This is a genomic window from Aeribacillus composti (assembly GCF_007827555.1).
Taxonomy (GTDB): domain Bacteria; phylum Bacillota; class Bacilli; order Bacillales; family Aeribacillaceae; genus Aeribacillus; species Aeribacillus composti.
The window spans coordinates 24039-42816 of record NZ_VISS01000020.1; the positions used below are offsets into that span (position 1 = coordinate 24039).

Consider the following 18778-nt stretch of genomic DNA (forward strand, 5'->3'; position numbering starts at 1 on the left):
TAAAGTCGGTAGTACATCGTCAACGAATCGTCTTATCCAAAGTCAGTCAGTGAAAATACCGCCGTTTCATTGGAGGATGGGCAGCCGTATTCGGTGTTTTTTAGATGAACAAGTATTTGTGCTGAAGGTTATTGGCGCTGGATAAAAGGAGCAACCATATCAATAATAAAATGCTTTAATTGGAAAAATCAATTTTAATAGCAGTTACTTTGTTTCTATAAATTTTATACTTGATGATACAAAATATTGAGAGTAAAGAAGAGATGAAGCAGAAAAACAAACATCAGTGCAATCTGTCTTTTTTATTTAAAAAACAAGAGAGATAATCAATCCAGGCATCAGCGTAAAAAAATATGTAAGATAATCTGACATAAAACTTCAATTCTCTCATTGAATGGGATACACTGATAGGGAAAAATTTGATCCAATCGTGGAAATAAAGAAGAGTGAATTTGGATCGGTGTGATGTCAATTTCTATTCACTCAAGTTAAGATGGGGTATTATAGTGAGCATGATGAATCGCCAAAGCAGGGTAGGTAAAGCTTTAGCGATTATCATATATGTTTACTCACTATAAAGAATAAATGATGGAAATGACCATTTTTCTATCTTTTAAATGACTCCTTGTTCTACCATTGCATCAGCGACTTTTTTAAATCCTGCAATGTTAGCGCCGACGACAAGATTTCCGGAGCAGCCGTATTCATTTGCAGCGTTGACGCAATTTCGGTAAATGTTCTTCATGATATCACGTAATTTTGCGTCGACATCTTCAAAGCTCCAAGATAATCTTGCGCTGTTTTGAGCCATTTCTAATGCTGAAACAGCAACTCCGCCTGCGTTAGCAGCTTTTGCAGGTCCAAAAAGAATATTGTTTGATAAAAACACGTCGATCGCTTCTAATGTAGACGGCATGTTGGCGCCTTCTCCAACAGCTTTGAGTCCGTTGGAAACAAGGAGTTCAGCTGCTTTTTTATCGATTTCATTTTGAGTAGCGCATGGGAGGGCAATATCGCACGGAATGGACCAAATTCCGGAACAGCCTTCATAATATTCTGCATGAGGATGTTCATTTACATATTCTTTAATTCTTTTTCTTTCAACTTCTTTTAACCTTCTAACCGTTTCAAGATTAATTCCATTTTTATCAAAAATGTAGCCATCAGAGTCGCTGCATGCGACAACTTTTGCACCTAATTGTGTTGCTTTTTCAATCGCATATATGGCAACGTTCCCAGAACCAGAGACAACAACTGTGCTTTCTTTGAAGCTTAATCCATGGTCTTTAAGCATTTCTTCAACAAAATAAACAGTTCCATACCCTGTCGCTTCGGTTCTCGCTAGGCTTCCGCCGTAACCAATGCCTTTTCCGGTTAACACCCCAGCTTCAAATCCGCCGCGTATTCTTTTATATTGGCCAAACAAGTATCCGATCTCTCTTGCGCCAACTCCAATATCACCGGCAGGAACGTCAATATCTGGTCCAATATGTTTGTAAAGCTCTGTCATAAAGCTTTGTGTAAATCTCATAATTTCCCCATCTGATTTACCTTTCGGATCAAAATCAGATCCGCCTTTTCCTCCGCCGATCGGCTGCCCAGTCAATGAATTTTTGAAGATTTGTTCAAATCCTAAAAATTTAATAATGCTGGCGTTGACGGTCGGGTGAAAGCGCAAGCCTCCTTTATATGGCCCAATTGCACTATTATATTGCACTCTAAATCCGCGGTTTACACGCACTTTTCCTTCGTCATCCACCCATGGAACGCGAAAAATGATCAATCTTTCCGGCTCAACAATTCTTTCAAGTATTCCGTGCTTTATATATGTAGGATGTTGAGCAAATACAGGCACAAGCGAGTCAAATATTTCTTTTACAGCTTGAAGAAACTCAGGCTCATTCGGATTTTTTTCTTGCACGGATTGAAATACTTCATTGACATATTGCTTTGCATTTTCCAGTTCACTTTGTTTCATAAGTAATTGATTCATAGCACCTCTCCTATACCTAAAATTTAAGCAGTTAGAAGAATTCAAACAATTCAGTAAATCATCCCGGCACTGGCTAAGGAAGCGAAATCTACAATAAAAAATTCTACAACAAAATAAATCAAAAAACAATGACTGTTGAGAATTGTTGCATAATAGCTTTGCATGCAGGCGCGGAGAAGGCGCCTGAAATTTGTTTCATTGAATCTAGCTTGTCTGCATACATATTGATTAGAAAACATTTTTAAAAATTTAACATCGCTAAGAGAGGGAATTTTGAAAATTTTATAAAAAGAAAAAGGATGCCTCACCTGTTTTGAGACATCGAATATTCAGTGTATGGAACGGTATAGCCCGATCACTTTTCCGAGTATTGTCACATTTTTTAAAATAATCGGTTCCATTGTTGGGTTTTCCGGCTGAAGCCGTATAAAGTCTTTTTCTTTGAAAAACCTTTTTACGGTCGCTTCATTGTCGTCTGTGAGCGCGACAACGATGTCGCCGTTATTGGCTGTTTGCTGCTGTCTGACAATAACTAAATCTCCGTCCAGAATGCCTGCTTCGATCATGCTTTCTCCGACTACTTCAAGCATGAAAAGTTGATCATCACCTGATGCAATATGATTCGGAAGCGGAAAATATTCTTCGATGTTTTCAACGGCAGTGATCGGAATACCAGCCGTCACTTTTCCTATGACCGGCACGTTGATCACATTGTTTGTTAGAAGGTGGCTGCCATCATCGTCCAAAATTTCAATGGCTCTCGGCTTTGTGGGGTCTCTTCTAATCAGTCCTTTGCTCTCAAGCTTTGCTAAATGCCCGTGAACAGTTGAACTGGAGGCAAGACCGACCGCTTCGCCGATTTCTCTTACAGAGGGAGGGTATCCTTTCTTTTTTACTTCCTCCTTAATGAAGTTCAAAATATCTTGTTGTCTCTTAGATAATTTTGTTGACATGTCAAGCACCTCAGTCATATCAATTTGTGTCGATTATAGCATGATTTTTCCAAAAAAGCAAACGTAAGTTCGAATATTTGCTTGACAGAAACATGTGTTCCCTTTTATACTTAAAAACAAAAAACCGAACAAATATTCTGTTTCAGGGGGCGGTTCTAAATGGATAAATTATCATGGTCTTACATCGTTTCTTTTTTCCTTGTCATCATGGCGGCAGTTTTGGCGATTTCGTATACTGGAGAAAGGGAAGAGCTCGATCATTATTTGGTGGTTCAAGTGAAGGAAGGGGACAGTTTGTGGAAAATCGCTGATGAATATAAAGAATATGACAATATGTCTCATTCAGAGTTTGTTAAATGGGTTCAGGAGCGAAACAATCTCCAAAGCCTTGTTGTAAAACCGGGGGAAACAATCGTCATTCCGATTGAAAAAAATAAATACTACAATGCTGAATATTTGGCAAACAAAGAATAACCGCAAGGAGCATTTAACATGAGAGCAGTCGTTTATGCAAGAGTCAGCACTGAAAAAGATGAGCAGGAAACATCTTTGAAAAGACAGAAGGACGAGCTGTTAAAGCTCGCAGCTGAAAACGGTATGGAAGTTGTTGAAGTGATAGAAGAAAAAGCGAGCGGGTATGATGTTGATCGTGAAGGGGTTTTTCAACTGCTGGAATTGATTGAGGAGAAAGAAATTGAAGCGGTATTAATACAGGATGAAACAAGAATTGGCAGAGGGAATGCCAAAATCGCCATTGTCCATTCCATTTTGAAACAAGGTGTGAAAATTTTCACCGCTGCCCATCGCGGGGAGATGGAACTGTCTGAATCAGACACGATGGTGCTTGAAATCATAGGAATTGTCGAAGAATATCAACGAAAAATTCATAATTTGAAAATAAAGCGGGGAATGTTGAGAGCTATACAAAATGGGTACAGGCCTGAAAAAAATTTAAAGAATAGAAATTCTTCCTATAAAAGAGAGCGAAAAGAAGTTCCGATCGAGGAGATTGACCGATTGCGGAAAAACGGCCTGACATTTTCAGAAATAGCGGCAACATTAAGAGGATTCGGCTATGACGTTTCAAAAGCTACTGTCCATCGCAGATATCAACAATTTTTGTCAGAAAAAGGAGAATCATAGCAATAATTGTTGTCATTAGTGGTCGCATTTAGTATGATAAAAGAGCGCGGCAAAAATATACAAGGGGTTCAGCTTATGATTTCAAAAGAAAAACTTAACCGTATTAATGAACTATCTAAAAAGTCTAAGTCAGAAGGATTGACGCAAGAGGAAAAGCTTGAGCAGCAGCAATTAAGGCAGGAATATTTAGAGTCGTTTCGTCGGGATTTTCAAAACACCTTAAAAAATGTTACAGTGATTGATCCGAAAGGTAATGATGTTACACCGGAAAAATTGAAAAAATTTAAAAATAAAAGGCTGCATTAACGGATGGGTGTTGCCTTATTGCAACAATAAAGATAAGATTATAAACTGAAAATACAGATGAGAGGATGATAATGGTGACTCATTCCATTCAAGATTTATCCATCATGACGATTCGAACATTATCCATTGACGCGATTGAAAAGGCGAATTCCGGACATCCTGGAATGCCAATGGGCGCCGCACCAATGGCTTATGCGCTGTGGACGAAATTTATGAACATTAACCCTGAAAACCCTAATTGGTTTAATCGAGATCGCTTTGTTTTATCTGCCGGACATGGGTCGATGCTGCTTTACAGCTTGCTTCATTTATCGGGTTATGATCTTTCCATGGGTGATATTAAGTCGTTTCGTCAATGGGGAAGCAAAACACCTGGACATCCTGAATACGGACATACACCTGGCGTTGACGCAACAACTGGACCATTAGGCCAAGGAATAGCAATGGCCGTTGGAATGGCGATGGCAGAACGTCATTTAGCAGCTACATACAATAAAGAAGGATACAATATTGTTGATCATTACACATACGTCATATGCGGTGACGGTGACTTAATGGAAGGGATTTCCTCTGAAGCAGCTTCCTTAGCTGGTCACTTGAAGCTTGGACGATTAATTGTTCTTTATGATTCGAATGATATTTCCCTAGATGGGGATTTAAATAAATCATTCTCAGAAAATGTAGAAGAGCGCTTTAAATCTATGGGCTGGCAAGTGCTGCGCGTTGAGGACGGCAACAACATTGAAGAGATTTCGAAAGCCATTGAAGAAGCCAAATTGGATGAACAACGACCGACATTAATTGAAGTAAAAACAACAATCGGATATGGTTCGCCGAATAAAGCAGGCACTTCTTCCGTTCATGGTTCGCCGTTAGGTCCAGAAGAGGCAAAATTGACAAAAGAAGCCTATGCATGGACATTTGAAGAAGATTTCTATGTTCCAGCAGAAGTTTATGAGCATTTTGAGAAAAATGTAAAAGAACGTGGAAAGCAGAAAGAAATTGAATGGAATAATTTGTTTGAAAAGTATGAGAAAGAATATCCTGAACTTGCAAAAGAGTTAAAGGCAGCAATCAATGGTGAATTGCCAGAAAATTGGGATCAATCTTTACCTTTTTATGAAGAAGGAAAAAGCGTTGCAACCCGTTCTTCTTCTGGAGAAGTATTAAATGCAATAGCTGAAAAAGTTCCTTATTTCTTTGGGGGATCTGCAGACTTAGCTGGATCAAACAAAACGACAATAAAAGGTTCAGGAGACTTTTCTGCGGAAGATTACAGCGGACGAAACATTTGGTTTGGTGTCAGAGAGTTTGCCATGGGAGCAGCATTGAACGGTATGGCTCTGCATGGAGGTTTACGTGTTTTTGGCGGAACGTTCTTTGTTTTCTCTGACTATTTGCGGCCAGCGATTCGTTTAGCAGCATTAATGAATCTCCCTGTAACTTACGTGTTCACTCATGACAGCATAGCGGTTGGAGAAGACGGACCAACACATGAGCCGATTGAACAATTAGCTTCTTTGAGAGCAATGCCGAATCTTTCTGTCATTCGTCCAGCTGATGGAAATGAAACAAGAGCTGCGTGGAAGGCTGCGCTGGAATCTAAATCAACACCGACTGCATTAGTATTAACGCGCCAAAATTTAGAAACTATTAAAGGTACGAAAGAAAATGCTGAAGAAGGTGTTGCAAAAGGCGCTTATGTCATTTCACCGGCGAAATCGGATCAACCGGATGCTCTTCTACTTGCATCAGGTTCAGAAGTAGCATTAGCTATTAAAGCTCAACAAATTCTTGCATCTGATGGAATTGATGTGCAAGTCGTCAGCATGCCGTCATGGGACCGTTTTGAAAAGCAATCAAAAGATTATAAAGAATCAGTTCTTCCTAGCAGCGTAACGAAGCGTCTTGCGATCGAAATGGCATCTTCGCTTGGCTGGGAGCGCTATGTCGGATCTGAAGGTGAAATCTTAGCTATCGACAAGTTTGGAGCATCTGCACCTGGGGAAAAAATTATAAGCGAGTACGGTTTTACTGTTGAAAATGTTGTCGAAAAAGTAAAAGAATTAGTTCGGAAATAATCGCCAAAATTAGTGCCTCTATCCGCCACCATAAGACAAACCTTTTACATTCCTTGCTTTATAATAGCAAAAAAGGAATGTAACAATGAGGTGAGCGCATGAGGCACTTTTATTTGTATTTGATAAAAAAGGAATTTGCTGAGCATTTTTATCATAGGGAATCGAAAATTTTTCAGTTATATCAAGAATTTTTTTGGACAAGGAAAACGCATCCTATTTTTGAACAATTGGAAAGGCAAGTCAATTATATTTCAAGAGCCATTCCCATTTCAGAAATAGATTTGCTGCTTCAGTCATTCTTGTCTCACCGAAACCATTATCAAAAGGTATCATCGATTCACGCCATCCAAATGGAAAATCAAAAAGGACAAGCTACTATGGTTTTAAAGGAACGGTATATTGAAATGATTTGTACCGGCAGCTTTGACGGTGAGTTATTGTTTTTTGATATATTGGGAAAATTTGATCCTTATTTTTTTGCCATGGATTTTACAAATGAACGATACGGGTGGCTGAGTCCAATTAAAGAAAGAAAATTTGTCTAAAGTTGAGGAAATTTGCTAATGAAATATTGTATAATGTCATATGGTTTAGTACACTGTATGATAGACAACATGAAGGAGGAAATAAGATGGAACTTTGGCTGGCGATATTAATCGCTGTTCTGGCATTACTTGCCGGCGTAGCGCTAGGCTTTTTTATCGCTCGAAAGTATATGATGAATTATTTAAAGAAAAATCCACCTATTAACGAACAAATGTTGAAAATGATGATGATGCAAATGGGAATGAAACCGTCCCAGAAGAAAATCAATCAAATGATGAAAGCGATGCAAAATCAATTAAAATAATTTCGTCTCAGGCATTATTGAATGATGTTTCATTAAATTAGTTCATGATGACCAATCATATTTTTTGACATCATGTAATTTTTATCTATACTATTTAATATATGCGTTGTTTTATAACGGAATTGTGAAGTAAGAATTAGTCTTTCCTTTCTCAAGGTAAGATTAATTCTTTTTTCGTTGTAAGAAGTTGTAAAAATAGTCATTCATGGCGGGAGAAGGTTCATTGTAATAATGTGCGGAAAATGTCAAACGTTCTTTTAAACATTTATTCAATGATCTGTTAGAATGGATGGAGGTAAATCTTTTGGAAGGAGCAGCAAAATGTCGGAAATTAATGTGTTTTTAGCATTTGGAGCAGGTTTTTTATCGTTTATTTCTCCGTGCAGCTTGCCTTTATATCCTGCTTTTTTATCGTATATAACTGGGGTATCGGTTAATGAGTTGAAAACTGAAAACGCTATGCTGCAAAAAAGAAGCTTATTACATACTTTCTTTTTTTTAGTTGGTTTTTCTGCCATTTTTATCGCAATGGGATTCGGCACATCCTTGATTGGAAACTTTTTCTTGAACTATCAAGATCTGATAAGACAAATAGGAGCGATCCTCATTATCTTTTTTGGACTCGTTATTCTCGGTGTTTTTCAACCTGATGTTTTAATGAAGGAAAGAAGGATTGAATTCAAAAATCGTCCAGCCGGATTTCTTGGATCTGTTCTGATTGGTATGGCGTTTGCAGCTGGATGGACTCCCTGTACGGGCCCAATTCTTATGGTAGTAATCGGTTTAGCGGCAACCAATCCTAGTTCTGGAGTTCTGTATATGACAGCATATGTGCTAGGCTTTGCAGTACCGTTCTTTATTTTATCATTCTTCATCGGGCGGATGAATTGGATCAAAAAACATAATGTGAAAATCATGAAAATTGGAGGCATATTCATGATTTTCATGGGAATTCTGCTGTTTTTTGATTGGATGACTAAAATTATTAATTGGATGAACAAAATTCTTATATTTTTACCAACCGGGTTTTAATTTTTAGTCATTTAAGAGAAAAACGAGATTTTTGACAATATTTTAAACCTCTCGGTACTTTTTTGTGACAGAAAGTAGTATAATATCAAAGGATTTAGTTTGCGAGGATAATTGAGGTGGAATTAATTTGAAAGCATTGATCGTTGACGATGCGAAATTTTTAAGGGAAACATTAAAGGACATTTTGAAAAAGCATAGTATTGAGGTTGTTGCAGAAGGGGAAAACGGCATCGAAGCGGTACAATTATACAAACAATTACAACCAGATGTATTAATCACAGATATCACAATGCCGAAAATGAACGGCATTGAGGCTATTACAAAAATTAAACAGGAATTTCCTGATGCGAAAATCATTATATGTTCGGCAATGGGACAGCAAAAAATGGTTATCGAAGCGATAGAAGCAGGAGCACTCGATTTTATTACAAAGCCTTTTGATGAAGATCGTGTGATGGAAGCCATCAAAAGAGTTATGAATTAGCCTTTTCATTTTGCTTTTTTTCTATAATATTATTAAAGAAAGAAGCTGAAAATAAAAGGATGGTTCTGCATGGTCATTTGGTCTTCTATTACGGCTGTATTAATGGGCATTGTCGTAATTATGATCAGAACAAAGGCTGCTAAAAAGCCGGCGACAGCGAAAAAAATTATTTTGCCTCCGATCTTTATGAGCACTGGAGCCCTTATGTATTTATTTCCGCAATTCCGCATAACGCCGATGGAAATTTTAGAGGCGTTGACAGTCGGGCTGATTTTTTCGATTTTTTTAATAAAAACCTCTACTTTTGAAGTTCGGGGAGAAGAAATCTATTTAAAAAGGTCAAAAGCTTTTGTTTACATTTTGATTGGTCTGTTAGTTGTACGAATTCTGCTAAAATCTTATTTAAGCGCGTCTATCGATGTTGGCGAATTAAGCGGTATGTTCTGGCTGCTGGCTTTTGGAATGATTGTGCCTTGGAGAATTGCGATGTTCATTTCGTATAAAAAACTGAAAAATCAACTGAACGGAACGTAAAAAATACATATAGCTGCCGGCTGTTCAAAGCAGGTTACTGTTTATTCCATATAAATAAGCCTTTCGGGACAAATCCCCGAAAGGCTTATGTTTTTGTTTAAAAGAGTGCTTCATATTTGGAATAGTCGATATTTTTTTCTTTTAGTCTTTTAATTAAAAATTTATGGTCCCGTTTTGGAGTTGCGATAATATAGCCTCGAATGACTAAATCTTGCGTAATAGATGGAGCTTTTTCTTCTAATGCCAGTTGACCGATTTTTGCTGCGATTTTTTGTCTGGCAACATCGCGGAAAAGCTCTGGAACCGGTGCAACCAATTCTTCTAACAACGCCTTTTGTTCCTCTGACCATAAATGCCGAGTCTGTTGAATATAATACTCTTCCCAATCAAGTTCAGATTTTCCGTCTTCTTTCGGCAGCCGTTTCAAAAATTTGCGAAACATGAAGAAGCCGCCAATCGATAACATAGTTATAAGAAACACAACCCATATGAGAATAAACCATAAAAACCAGCCTTCAAGCATGAAATCACCCCCATCGCCTTAACATTTCCATTAATTCGTGCACTTCGGCGAAGTTGATGAAAACCGTTAAGGATTAATCGACTCATATGCATCTATCAATTCTTTTACAGCACGTCTCACAGCTTCTAATTTCTTTTTATGACGGCCGACAGAAAAGCAGTCATTAATTTCCGCGAAAACTTGGTATTCAACTGCATCACGGTAAATACTGATTTTAATATCGCCTGATTTGGAAGGATAAATTAACATTTCATATAAACGCCCGTTCATGACAGCCTCCAGACTTAAAAATTTTATATTATCAATATCTGTCATTTGCTGAAAAAAAGCTTCCATTTTCACCTTACTATATTTTATGATAGATTCCACTTTCATTTCAATCATTTGTCATCAACTTTTTATTATTAACAAAAACATTGTTCTAAATGAAAAATAGATATAACTTAAAAATTCGTCGTTAAAGAAAAACCATAAACGAAGGATTTCCGCAAGACATAATATGTAGAAAAGACGTGTATAAATTCAAAACTGCGGCTGTCCAGAAAGTCAAATTCTCATTGAAAACATAAACATCATTTCAACATTTCTATAAGATGAAAGGGGACGTCTATAAGCTGAAGAAAGACTTATGATATGCTTAAAAGCCATAGTATGACAAGAGTTGGACGTTGCATTGATAACGGCCCAATGGAATCTTTTTGGCGAACCTTATAATGTGAAAGAGGGATATGAAACGTTTGAAGCGTTACAACAGACCATTAAGGAATATTCAGTTTTATAATAACGAACGTTATCAAAAAAATTAAACGGCTTAAGCCCATTAGAATGTAGAGCTCAAGCCGCTTAAAGCATTTTTATTATTTCCGCTGTCTACTTGGGGACATTTCAATTAAACATCCCCATTTTTTTATAAATCATGCTCCGAGTTATGTTTTTGGCGGCTATGATTTCGATTTTTTATTTTTTTCGATCCAGATAACGGCTCTGGCTGTCCCTTCCGATTTTGAACGTTTTGTTTTTGATCATTTTGTACTTGATCTTTTGCCATATACATCGCTCCTTAATATTTAATAGTAAAGAATAGCATTGTTATCTTTCGTCGTTTAGTTTGAATGATTTTGAAATCATTCATTCATTTTAGAATAAATTGATTTCTTGAAAAAAACACTATAGAAGATAAAAAAACGAAAGGAGTGCTATATTTGCCGTACCATAAAAATAAAAAACAAGCATTTGATGCAGTGCAACAAGGAATGGTGGAAGTTCATAAAGTACATGTCAATCTAACGAAAAACAGTTCTGATTATGGACATCAGCTAAAGCATCTTCGCCAGGAAATTAATGAGGCGTATGAACAAATTCAAAATGCATTGGAAGTTGCATCGGAAACGCAGAGAAAGCATTTAGAACAGTACAAGCGCGATTTAGATCGAATTGTGCAGGAAGTGAATTTGGATGAGACTTGAAAGCGGCGGAGCTTCCGTAGTTTTTCACTATTTTTTCTCTTATACGAACGTTTTCATTAGCAAGAAAAATTATACTGAAAATATTTAAATTTTTTAGTGAAATAAGCATTTCTTATAATAATTGATAACATCATTGATATTTACTTATCATAAAAAGTATATTAAGATTTAAATGTGTGATGTTTAAAGTGGGGAGATATTCGGCATTTTTGTCGAAATTACGTTTAAAGGGGGATAAAATGACATGTCACAGCAACAGTTAGAGAAAAATGACGTTTTCCGTGCAAGAAAAAGCTTTTCAATTAACGGAAAAACGTACAACTACTATTCATTAAAAGCGCTAGAAGATGCAGGAATTGGTCAAGTTTCCCGTTTGCCTTATTCAATCAAAGTTCTTTTGGAATCAGTCCTGCGCCAAGTGGATGGACGAGTTATTACAAAAGAACATGTTGAAAACCTTGCGAAATGGGGAACAGATGAAATTAAAAATTTGGATGTTCCATTTAAACCATCTCGTGTCATTTTGCAAGACTTCACCGGCGTTCCTGCTGTCGTTGATTTAGCTTCATTAAGAAAAGCGATGGCTGACATGGGCGGAGATCCACAAAAAATCAATCCGGAAAAGCCTGTTGATCTTGTTATCGACCATTCTGTTCAAGTGGATCGTGCCGGAACAGATGATGCGCTGCAATATAACATGAATCTTGAATTCGAACGAAATGCTGAAAGATATAAATTTTTAAATTGGGCTCAAAAAGCATTTGACAACTACCGTGCTGTTCCGCCAGCAACAGGTATTGTCCACCAAGTAAACTTGGAATATTTAGCAAGCGTTGTCCATGCGGTTGAAGGTGAAAATGGAGAATACGAAACATATCCTGATACGTTAGTTGGAACAGACTCCCATACAACCATGATTAACGGACTCGGTGTTTTAGGTTGGGGTGTCGGCGGAATCGAAGCTGAAGCTGGAATGCTTGGACAGCCTTCCTATTTCCCTGTACCTGAAGTCATCGGAGTAAGACTTGTTGGCGAGCTGCCTAACGGAACAACAGCAACAGATTTAGCCCTTAAAGTAACTCAAGTACTGCGTCAAAAAGGCGTGGTAGGAAAATTTGTGGAGTTTTTCGGCCCTGGTGTTGCAAAGCTTCCGCTTGCTGACCGTGCTACTATTGCGAATATGGCGCCTGAATACGGAGCAACATGCGGATTTTTCCCTGTTGATAATGAATCGCTTGAATATTTGCGTTTAACTGGTCGCGATGAAGAGCATGTAAAAGTAGTGGAAACATATTGTAAAGAAAACGGTTTATTCTTCACGCCTGAAGCAGAGGATCCTATTTTTACGGATGTAGTTGAAATCGATCTTTCTCAAATTGAAGCAAATCTTTCCGGTCCGAAGCGTCCTCAAGATTTAATTCCTCTTTCAAAAATGAAAGAAGAATTTCATAGAGCTCTTACAGCTCCGCAAGGAAACCAAGGATTTGGCTTGCAGCCGGAAGAACTTAATAAGGAAGTAACGGTTGAATTTGCGAATGGTGAAAAAACAACAATGAAAACGGGTGCAGTCGTTATTGCGGCGATTACAAGCTGTACGAATACGTCAAACCCATATGTTTTAGTAGGCGCTGGTCTCGTTGCAAAAAAAGCTGTTGAAAAAGGATTGACTGTTCCGAAATATGTAAAAACATCATTGGCACCTGGTTCAAAAGTTGTAACCGGTTATCTTCAAAATTCTGGCTTAATGCCTTATCTTGAAAAATTAGGGTTTAACCTCGTCGGTTACGGATGTACAACTTGTATCGGGAACTCTGGACCGCTTGCAGATGAAATTGAAAAAGCGATCGCTGAAAATGATTTGCTCGTCACATCTGTTCTTTCCGGAAACCGGAACTTTGAAGGCCGTATTCATCCGCTCGTGAAAGGTAACTATTTAGCTTCACCGCCTCTAGTTGTTGCTTATGCATTAGCAGGGACTGTTGACATTGATTTACTGAATGATCCAATCGGAAAGGATCAAAACGGAAGCGATGTTTACTTTAAAGATATTTGGCCTTCAATGGAAGAAATTAATGAAGTTGTGAAACAAACTGTTACACCAGAATTATTCCGTAAAGAATATGAACGTGTATTTGATGATAACGAACGCTGGAATGCCATTGAAACAACAGATGAGCCATTATATCAATGGGACGAAGAGTCTACTTATATCCAAAATCCGCCATTCTTTGAAGGATTGTCTCCTGAGCCTGGTAAAGTAGAACCGTTGAAAGGGCTTCGCGTTGTTGGAAAATTCGGTGATTCTGTCACAACAGACCACATTTCTCCAGCAGGTGCGATTGGCAAAGATACTCCTGCAGGCCAATACTTGCTGTCTAAAGGTGTATCGCCAAGAGATTTCAACTCTTACGGTTCAAGACGCGGAAACCACGAAGTAATGATGAGAGGTACGTTTGCAAACATCCGCATTCGCAACCAAATTGCACCGGGAACTGAAGGCGGATATACAACGTACTGGCCGACAGGCGAAGTAATGTCTATTTATGACGCTTGCATGAAATATAAACAGGACGGAACAGGACTTGTTGTACTGGCAGGAAAAGATTACGGAATGGGAAGCTCTCGCGACTGGGCTGCTAAAGGAACGAACTTATTGGGAATCAAAACGGTTATCGCTGAAAGCTTCGAACGTATTCACCGTTCTAATCTTGTTCTTATGGGTGTTCTTCCGCTTCAGTTTAAAGAAGGCGAAAATGCGGAAACACTTGGTTTAACCGGTAAAGAAGTATTGGATGTTCACATTGATGAATCGGTAAAACCGCGCGATTACATCAAAGTAACGGCAACTGATGAGAACGGAAACAAAAAAGAGTTTGAAGTATTAGTTCGCTTTGACAGTGAAGTTGAAATTGATTACTACCGACATGGCGGAATTTTACAAATGGTATTAAGAGAAAGATTAAAAGGATAATAATTGAAAAAAAGCGGGAACTGTTCATAGTTCCCGTTATTTTTTGGCTAAAATTAGACAATTGATATGAAATACTGTTTTTTTCACAAAAATAATATATGATGAAATTGGGCATCTTTTCGTAATGCTATCGTATTGAATCAGAGGTGTTATCGTTTATGAAACAAAAGCTTGCTGTTTTTTTATTAATCGTATTAGCAGCGATTGCAGTATGGCAATGGATCAATTCCCAGAAGGAAACAGTCGGTTTAGAAATAGGAAACAAAGCTCCGAATTTTGAAGTAACGACTTTGGATGGAGAAAAGAAATCGCTTTCTGATTTTCATGGAAAAAAAATACTTTTAAACTTTTGGGCCACTTGGTGTCCGCCATGTAAAAAAGAAATGCCGATCATGCAAAAAATATATGAAAAGCATCAAGATGAAGTAACAATTGTCGCGGTTAACTTTACTGCCAGTGAGAAAAGTGCAAAAGATGTTGAAAATTTTGTTCAACAGGCTGGATTTACGTTTCCGATATTACTTGATCCAAAAAATAAAATGAACAGTGGATATAAAATTCTTACATATCCGACGTCATTTTTTCTTGATGAAAATGGAGTCATACAAGATAAAGTAGTGGGAGAATTAAATGAAAAAACGATAAAAGAAAAACTAAACCTGAAATAAAAAGACGCTGATTTCCTTTCGGGAATCAAAAAGAATCGGCTGACTTTGCCGATTTTTTCTTTTTGCAAAAGAAGAGTTTTTTTGAAACGTATGAAATTTTGCATTATTGGTTATATTGTCATTAAACATTCAAATTTTCAACGGGAAAGTGTCGGAATATTTTGTACAATAAAAGTAACAGAGAAAAGAAGTGAGGGATAAAAAATGAAAAAAACGAAAATTTCGTTTAAACAGCTTGTGTTGGAAAATAAGCAAAACTTGCTAAAAGACCGTGAAGCATTGAATGAAATTGAAGAAAGACTTGAAAAAAGGCTGGAAAAACGGCAATTGGAAAAATCGAGCTGATAGCAAACAGTCGTGTTTGACAGCATGTTTTCTGCTTTATTGGTAAACAATAAAAGCAGGAGGCGATTGTTTTATGACAAATTCAAATGATATCCAGTCTCATTTTAATCCGAATCATATCGGAACAAAACCGAGAGGATTCGGTGGAAACAAAGGGAAAAAAATGCAAAATAAGACGAATGAGCATCCTCAAGTGATTCAGACAAAAGGCGAGTAGGACATATGTCCACCGCCTTTTAATTTACATAATATAATTATGGTTACATCATTTTTCTCCTTTTCATTGAGGAAAAAGGTTCGTTTCATAATTTAACATCAAATGCACAAACTATATTTGAAATGGCGATAAAACAATTTTTCCCAGAAAGGAGAATATTTGATGCAAAATCGAACAAATCGTGATGACCGTTCCGACAATGTTGAAAAATTGCAGGAAATGGTACAAAATACGATTGAAAACATCGAAAGAGCAGAAGAAACATTAGAGTTTGCCAACGACAGAGAGCGTGAACAGATTGAGGCAAAAAATCGCCGCAGAGAAGAAAGCATTGAGGCGATGCGACAAGAAATTAAAGATGAAGCTCGTGAACGAAACTCCTAGCTTTCAATTTAGGTTGATTATTCCATTTTAGTTTTCGATTGCAAATGGAAATGTTATAATAAAATTGTTCATTGAAAATTTTTGCCTTCTGGATTCATTTGATGAACGGCCAACAATGGGACAAACTTTGTTTGACCGGCTTGAATAAAAAACAGACTCCGCAAAAAAGTTTAAGGAAGAAAGTTGAAATGGCCTAAAATAGAAAGCCTGTATCACAGCCGCTGATGCAGGCTTTTTCGATCGATTTCATTTTTTGCAAGGGAGAGAGAAGCTTATGTTTGTTTCATCAAAAGAAATAGAAGTTCGTTATGCGGAAACCGATCAAATGGGTGTCGTGTACCATGCCAATTATATTATATGGATGGAAGTTGGACGGACGAAGCTGATCCAAGATCTTGGCTTTTCGTATGCAGCGATGGAGAAAGACGGAATAATTTCCCCTGTCGTGGATATTCAAATCGAATATAAAAAACCGATTACATACGGTGAAAAGGCAATAATACATACGTGGATTGAGAAATATAACGGAATTAAAACGGTATATGGGTACGAAATTTTCAATTCTCAAGGCGAATTGGCAGCAAAAGGTTTTTCCAGCCATGTTTGCGTAAAAAAAGAAACGTTTCGCCCAGTTGTATTTAAGAAATTATATCCTGAATGGCACGAAGCATATGTAAAAGCGATGAAAGAGGAGAGATAAAGATTGGCCTTTGGAATCAAGAAAGAGGAGCTTGCTGAGTGGAAGAAAAAAGTGCGGAAAGGGGAAATCGCCTTTTTAACGCATTATTGGTATGATGAACGGTTTCCGGATTATCATTCTGTAACAAAGGTTGGATGCAGCAATATAAAGCATTTAATAGAATGGGGAAATAAGAACGGTTTGAAAATGGAGTGGATCCATCATCATAAAGATTTTCCGCATTTTGACCTGCTGGGGGAAAAACAAGTAGAAATCCTGCAAAAATATCAGCTAACCGATCATTTAAGAAGATTTAAATTGCTGAAAAAATAAAAGATTTGACGGGCATTTTGTGGAAGTCAGATTTGAGTAAAAAATGATGAGATGAAACAAGAAACCCAATCGGCAAATTAAATTTGCGGTTGGGTTTCTTTACTGACTATAGCATGCTTCGTCTACTAGAACAGCTCTTTGACAAAGACTTGTTTTTCGACCTATAGCATACTTTCAATCGATTTGCTAATTTATAAGACGAACAACAGGTTCATGAATTTTTTCATCCAATTGAATGGTCACGTCATGATTGTCGAAATACCATAAATCATCATGTTCAACATAAAATGTGACCCCTAGTTTTTCGGCTTTTATTCCGATTTGATTTGGTGCTTCTTTTGCAATTCCAAGGGAAAATCCGCTTTGCACATGGCCGCATCCGCCATATCGGACAAAGAAGCGGACTGCATCTCCCTCGTTTAACTCCAATTCTTCCTTGTACCATTTTGCTGCATCATCGGTAATATTCAGTTTCATTTTTGTCACTCCTAATATCAGCTTCCTGTTTACATTATATTACATGAAAAGCTTTCTTTCCATGAATAAACTCTACTGGATAGAGTTCGTCACTTCTTTCGTTTCCAACCATTGATGCATATGCTTCATCACTTTTTCATAGGCGTTTTTGTCGATTCGGTCCAGCAATTCAACATAGTAATGATGATTTTTATTTTTGGTAACGTAGGTAGGGAGTAAACGCGGATTTTTCAAAGTCAGTGTCGTACCGTTAGCATCAGTCCGCTTAATTACATCAATCGAAAAAATCCCTCCGATGTCTTTTCCATCTCCCTTTTGGCCAGACAAGAAGTTGCCTAACGAATACACAACGATACTCTTGTTTCCATTTTTTCCTTCCAGCCATTCGATCGGCTGCAATACATGAGGATGGTGACCGATGATTATGTCCGCTCCATGATCGACTAGCAGCTGTGCCCATTGTTTTTGAGCGTCGCTTGGAAAGGATTGATATTCTTCTCCCCAGTGCATGTTAACAATAGTTACATCAACTTGTCCATTTAGTGTGTCTAAATCCCTTTTCATTTTTTCTTCATCTATAAGGTTTACTAAATAGGGTTTATTTTTCGGAACTGGAATACCGTTTGTCCCATATGTATACGAAAGAAAGCCGATTTTCACCCCGTTGACCTGTTGAATTCTCCATGTATTGGCGTCCGCTTCGTTTTTAAAGCTCCCTACATACGGTAGCCCGATTTGTTCATAATGCTGAATCGCATTTAAAATACCTTTTTCTCCTTTATCTAAACTATGATTGTTTGCTGTTGAGACGAGATCAATGCCAGCATCTTTTAGCGCATCTGCCACTTCGAACGGGCTGTTAAACAACGGATAACTGGAGATTCCAAGTTCTGTTCCCCCAATGATCGATTCTTGGTTGGCGATGGCTAAGTCGCTTTTTGAGAGCAAAGGTTTTACTGTTGCAAACATTGGCTTAAAATTGTATGATTCGCTCCCGGTTCTCGCATCTTTAAAAAGCTGGCTATGTATGAGAACATCACCTATTGCAGAAACAGTGACGAGCGATTCGGTCGGCTCCACTTTTTTGGGAGCAGCTTGTATAGATTGTGGCGAATCATCCACATTTTCTTTTTTTACCGCGTTTTGCTCATTTGCCTGACCTTTGCTGCCGCATCCTGAAAAAAGCATCAAACAAATAATTGCGAAAATTAAGAAAACCTTTCTCATAAAACCCTCCTTAAATACTGTTTTTACTATCATAAACGTTTTGTCGGAAAAAATAAACTATTGTCTAATTTTGTTTGTATGTTAGATTTCCTAACATACTTTTTCGAAAAAT

24 protein-coding genes are annotated in these 18778 nt (G+C 37.6%); 17 read left to right on the top strand and 7 right to left on the bottom strand.

Annotated elements, in window-relative coordinates; genetic code table 11:
• Positions 1 to 613: 613 nt before the first annotated feature.
• Both gdhA and lexA read right to left on the bottom strand, forming a co-directional pair.
• The gene (gdhA, locus tag FB379_RS11420; RefSeq protein ID WP_144598034.1) at positions 614 to 1993 is read right to left on the bottom strand and encodes an NADP-specific glutamate dehydrogenase; all 1380 of its coding nucleotides are present in this window, start codon (positions 1991 to 1993) and stop codon (positions 614 to 616) included.
• Positions 1994 to 2322: 329 nt separating this feature from the next.
• Positions 2323 to 2946, bottom strand: coding sequence for a transcriptional repressor LexA (lexA, locus tag FB379_RS11425; RefSeq protein ID WP_063388299.1), 624 nt, complete (start codon positions 2944 to 2946; stop codon positions 2323 to 2325).
• Between the two features lie 159 nt (positions 2947 to 3105).
• Between lexA and yneA the strand changes: the two genes are divergently transcribed.
• The 9 genes from yneA (at position 3106) to FB379_RS11470 (ending at position 9376) form a co-directional block, all read left to right on the top strand.
• Positions 3106 to 3420 (top strand): cell division suppressor protein YneA, encoded by a 315-nt coding sequence (yneA, locus tag FB379_RS11430; protein ID WP_144598035.1) that lies wholly within the window; start codon positions 3106 to 3108, stop codon positions 3418 to 3420.
• An 18-nt stretch (positions 3421 to 3438) separates the two neighbouring features.
• Positions 3439 to 4089: a YneB family resolvase-like protein gene (locus FB379_RS11435; RefSeq protein WP_066251220.1), complete on the top strand. Its 651-nt coding sequence runs from the start codon at positions 3439 to 3441 to the stop codon at positions 4087 to 4089.
• A gap of 75 nt (positions 4090 to 4164) precedes the next feature.
• Complete coding sequence (locus FB379_RS11440; protein ID WP_066251255.1) at positions 4165 to 4395, top strand: DUF896 domain-containing protein; 231 nt, start codon at positions 4165 to 4167, stop codon at positions 4393 to 4395.
• 71 nt (positions 4396 to 4466) lie between these two features.
• Entirely contained in the window at positions 4467 to 6476 is a 2010-nt protein-coding gene (gene tkt, locus FB379_RS11445; protein ID WP_144598036.1) for a transketolase, read from the top strand.
• A gap of 98 nt (positions 6477 to 6574) precedes the next feature.
• Positions 6575 to 7021, top strand: a complete 447-nt coding sequence (gene sirA / locus FB379_RS11450) for a sporulation inhibitor of replication protein SirA (protein WP_063388295.1) — start codon at positions 6575 to 6577, stop codon at positions 7019 to 7021.
• An 86-nt stretch (positions 7022 to 7107) separates the two neighbouring features.
• Complete coding sequence (locus FB379_RS11455) at positions 7108 to 7326, top strand: YneF family protein (RefSeq protein WP_063388294.1); 219 nt, start codon at positions 7108 to 7110, stop codon at positions 7324 to 7326.
• 321 nt (positions 7327 to 7647) lie between these two features.
• On the top strand, positions 7648 to 8358 hold the full coding sequence (locus FB379_RS11460) for a cytochrome c biogenesis CcdA family protein (protein ID WP_066251214.1): 711 nt from the start codon (positions 7648 to 7650) through the stop codon (positions 8356 to 8358).
• A 127-nt stretch (positions 8359 to 8485) separates the two neighbouring features.
• On the top strand, positions 8486 to 8842 hold the full coding sequence (locus FB379_RS11465) for a response regulator (protein ID WP_063387698.1): 357 nt from the start codon (positions 8486 to 8488) through the stop codon (positions 8840 to 8842).
• Between the two features lie 69 nt (positions 8843 to 8911).
• A complete protein-coding gene (locus FB379_RS11470; RefSeq protein ID WP_063387697.1) occupies positions 8912 to 9376 on the top strand; it encodes a CcdC family protein in 465 nt (154 codons plus the stop codon).
• Between the two features lie 97 nt (positions 9377 to 9473).
• Here FB379_RS11470 and FB379_RS11475 read toward each other — a convergent pair whose 3' ends face one another.
• The 3 genes from FB379_RS11475 to FB379_RS11485 all read right to left on the bottom strand — a co-directional run bounded on the left by FB379_RS11475 (position 9474) and on the right by FB379_RS11485 (position 10947).
• Positions 9474 to 9899 (bottom strand): DUF2621 domain-containing protein, encoded by a 426-nt coding sequence (locus tag FB379_RS11475; RefSeq protein WP_063387696.1) that lies wholly within the window; start codon positions 9897 to 9899, stop codon positions 9474 to 9476.
• A 66-nt stretch (positions 9900 to 9965) separates the two neighbouring features.
• Positions 9966 to 10283: a hypothetical protein gene (locus tag FB379_RS11480; RefSeq protein WP_063387695.1), complete on the bottom strand. Its 318-nt coding sequence runs from the start codon at positions 10281 to 10283 to the stop codon at positions 9966 to 9968.
• Between the two features lie 523 nt (positions 10284 to 10806).
• Positions 10807 to 10947, bottom strand: coding sequence for a small acid-soluble spore protein P (locus FB379_RS11485; RefSeq protein WP_063387694.1), 141 nt, complete (start codon positions 10945 to 10947; stop codon positions 10807 to 10809).
• A gap of 154 nt (positions 10948 to 11101) precedes the next feature.
• Between FB379_RS11485 and FB379_RS11490 the strand changes: the two genes are divergently transcribed.
• The 8 genes from FB379_RS11490 to FB379_RS11525 all read left to right on the top strand — a co-directional run bounded on the left by FB379_RS11490 (position 11102) and on the right by FB379_RS11525 (position 16962).
• Positions 11102 to 11365, top strand: coding sequence for a hypothetical protein (locus tag FB379_RS11490; RefSeq protein ID WP_063387693.1), 264 nt, complete (start codon positions 11102 to 11104; stop codon positions 11363 to 11365).
• A 244-nt stretch (positions 11366 to 11609) separates the two neighbouring features.
• Entirely contained in the window at positions 11610 to 14336 is a 2727-nt protein-coding gene (gene acnA / locus FB379_RS11495; RefSeq protein WP_063387692.1) for an aconitate hydratase AcnA, read from the top strand.
• 158 nt (positions 14337 to 14494) lie between these two features.
• Positions 14495 to 15004: a redoxin domain-containing protein gene (locus FB379_RS11500; RefSeq protein WP_144598037.1), complete on the top strand. Its 510-nt coding sequence runs from the start codon at positions 14495 to 14497 to the stop codon at positions 15002 to 15004.
• A 204-nt stretch (positions 15005 to 15208) separates the two neighbouring features.
• Positions 15209 to 15349: an FbpB family small basic protein gene (locus FB379_RS11505; RefSeq protein ID WP_082829475.1), complete on the top strand. Its 141-nt coding sequence runs from the start codon at positions 15209 to 15211 to the stop codon at positions 15347 to 15349.
• 73 nt (positions 15350 to 15422) lie between these two features.
• Positions 15423 to 15566, top strand: a complete 144-nt coding sequence (locus tag FB379_RS11510) for an acid-soluble spore protein N (protein WP_063387690.1) — start codon at positions 15423 to 15425, stop codon at positions 15564 to 15566.
• A gap of 162 nt (positions 15567 to 15728) precedes the next feature.
• A complete protein-coding gene (gene tlp, locus FB379_RS11515; RefSeq protein WP_063387689.1) occupies positions 15729 to 15950 on the top strand; it encodes a small acid-soluble spore protein Tlp in 222 nt (73 codons plus the stop codon).
• A 274-nt stretch (positions 15951 to 16224) separates the two neighbouring features.
• A complete protein-coding gene (locus tag FB379_RS11520; RefSeq protein WP_144598038.1) occupies positions 16225 to 16650 on the top strand; it encodes an acyl-CoA thioesterase in 426 nt (141 codons plus the stop codon).
• A gap of 3 nt (positions 16651 to 16653) precedes the next feature.
• Positions 16654 to 16962, top strand: a complete 309-nt coding sequence (locus FB379_RS11525) for a hypothetical protein (protein WP_144598039.1) — start codon at positions 16654 to 16656, stop codon at positions 16960 to 16962.
• A 186-nt stretch (positions 16963 to 17148) separates the two neighbouring features.
• On the opposite strand, the gene FB379_RS11530 is transcribed toward FB379_RS11525, so the two are convergent.
• Both FB379_RS11530 and FB379_RS11535 read right to left on the bottom strand, forming a co-directional pair.
• Complete coding sequence (locus tag FB379_RS11530; protein WP_063387686.1) at positions 17149 to 17439, bottom strand: HesB/YadR/YfhF family protein; 291 nt, start codon at positions 17437 to 17439, stop codon at positions 17149 to 17151.
• Between the two features lie 72 nt (positions 17440 to 17511).
• On the bottom strand, positions 17512 to 18666 hold the full coding sequence (locus FB379_RS11535) for a CapA family protein (protein WP_158640190.1): 1155 nt from the start codon (positions 18664 to 18666) through the stop codon (positions 17512 to 17514).
• Positions 18667 to 18778: the final 112 nt, after the last annotated feature.

Excerpts from the sequence above, each read along its gene's own strand:
- gdhA (WP_144598034.1), bottom strand. The coding sequence starts at position 1,993 with ATGAATCAATTACTTATGAAACAAAGTGAACTGGAAAATGCAAAGCAA.
- lexA (WP_063388299.1), bottom strand. The coding sequence starts at position 2,946 with ATGTCAACAAAATTATCTAAGAGACAACAAGATATTTTGAACTTCATT.
- yneA (WP_144598035.1), top strand. The coding sequence starts at position 3,106 with ATGGATAAATTATCATGGTCTTACATCGTTTCTTTTTTCCTTGTCATC.
- FB379_RS11435 (WP_066251220.1), top strand. The coding sequence starts at position 3,439 with ATGAGAGCAGTCGTTTATGCAAGAGTCAGCACTGAAAAAGATGAGCAG.
- FB379_RS11440 (WP_066251255.1), top strand. The coding sequence starts at position 4,165 with ATGATTTCAAAAGAAAAACTTAACCGTATTAATGAACTATCTAAAAAG.
- tkt (WP_144598036.1), top strand. The coding sequence starts at position 4,467 with ATGGTGACTCATTCCATTCAAGATTTATCCATCATGACGATTCGAACA.
- sirA (WP_063388295.1), top strand. The coding sequence starts at position 6,575 with ATGAGGCACTTTTATTTGTATTTGATAAAAAAGGAATTTGCTGAGCAT.
- FB379_RS11455 (WP_063388294.1), top strand. The coding sequence starts at position 7,108 with ATGGAACTTTGGCTGGCGATATTAATCGCTGTTCTGGCATTACTTGCC.
- FB379_RS11460 (WP_066251214.1), top strand. The coding sequence starts at position 7,648 with ATGTCGGAAATTAATGTGTTTTTAGCATTTGGAGCAGGTTTTTTATCG.
- FB379_RS11470 (WP_063387697.1), top strand. The coding sequence starts at position 8,912 with ATGGTCATTTGGTCTTCTATTACGGCTGTATTAATGGGCATTGTCGTA.
- FB379_RS11475 (WP_063387696.1), bottom strand. The coding sequence starts at position 9,899 with ATGCTTGAAGGCTGGTTTTTATGGTTTATTCTCATATGGGTTGTGTTT.
- FB379_RS11480 (WP_063387695.1), bottom strand. The coding sequence starts at position 10,283 with ATGATTGAAATGAAAGTGGAATCTATCATAAAATATAGTAAGGTGAAA.
- FB379_RS11485 (WP_063387694.1), bottom strand. The coding sequence starts at position 10,947 with ATGGCAAAAGATCAAGTACAAAATGATCAAAAACAAAACGTTCAAAAT.
- acnA (WP_063387692.1), top strand. The coding sequence starts at position 11,610 with ATGTCACAGCAACAGTTAGAGAAAAATGACGTTTTCCGTGCAAGAAAA.
- FB379_RS11500 (WP_144598037.1), top strand. The coding sequence starts at position 14,495 with ATGAAACAAAAGCTTGCTGTTTTTTTATTAATCGTATTAGCAGCGATT.
- FB379_RS11505 (WP_082829475.1), top strand. The coding sequence starts at position 15,209 with ATGAAAAAAACGAAAATTTCGTTTAAACAGCTTGTGTTGGAAAATAAG.
- FB379_RS11510 (WP_063387690.1), top strand. The coding sequence starts at position 15,423 with ATGACAAATTCAAATGATATCCAGTCTCATTTTAATCCGAATCATATC.
- tlp (WP_063387689.1), top strand. The coding sequence starts at position 15,729 with ATGCAAAATCGAACAAATCGTGATGACCGTTCCGACAATGTTGAAAAA.
- FB379_RS11520 (WP_144598038.1), top strand. The coding sequence starts at position 16,225 with ATGTTTGTTTCATCAAAAGAAATAGAAGTTCGTTATGCGGAAACCGAT.
- FB379_RS11530 (WP_063387686.1), bottom strand. The coding sequence starts at position 17,439 with ATGAAACTGAATATTACCGATGATGCAGCAAAATGGTACAAGGAAGAA.
- FB379_RS11535 (WP_158640190.1), bottom strand. The coding sequence starts at position 18,666 with ATGAGAAAGGTTTTCTTAATTTTCGCAATTATTTGTTTGATGCTTTTT.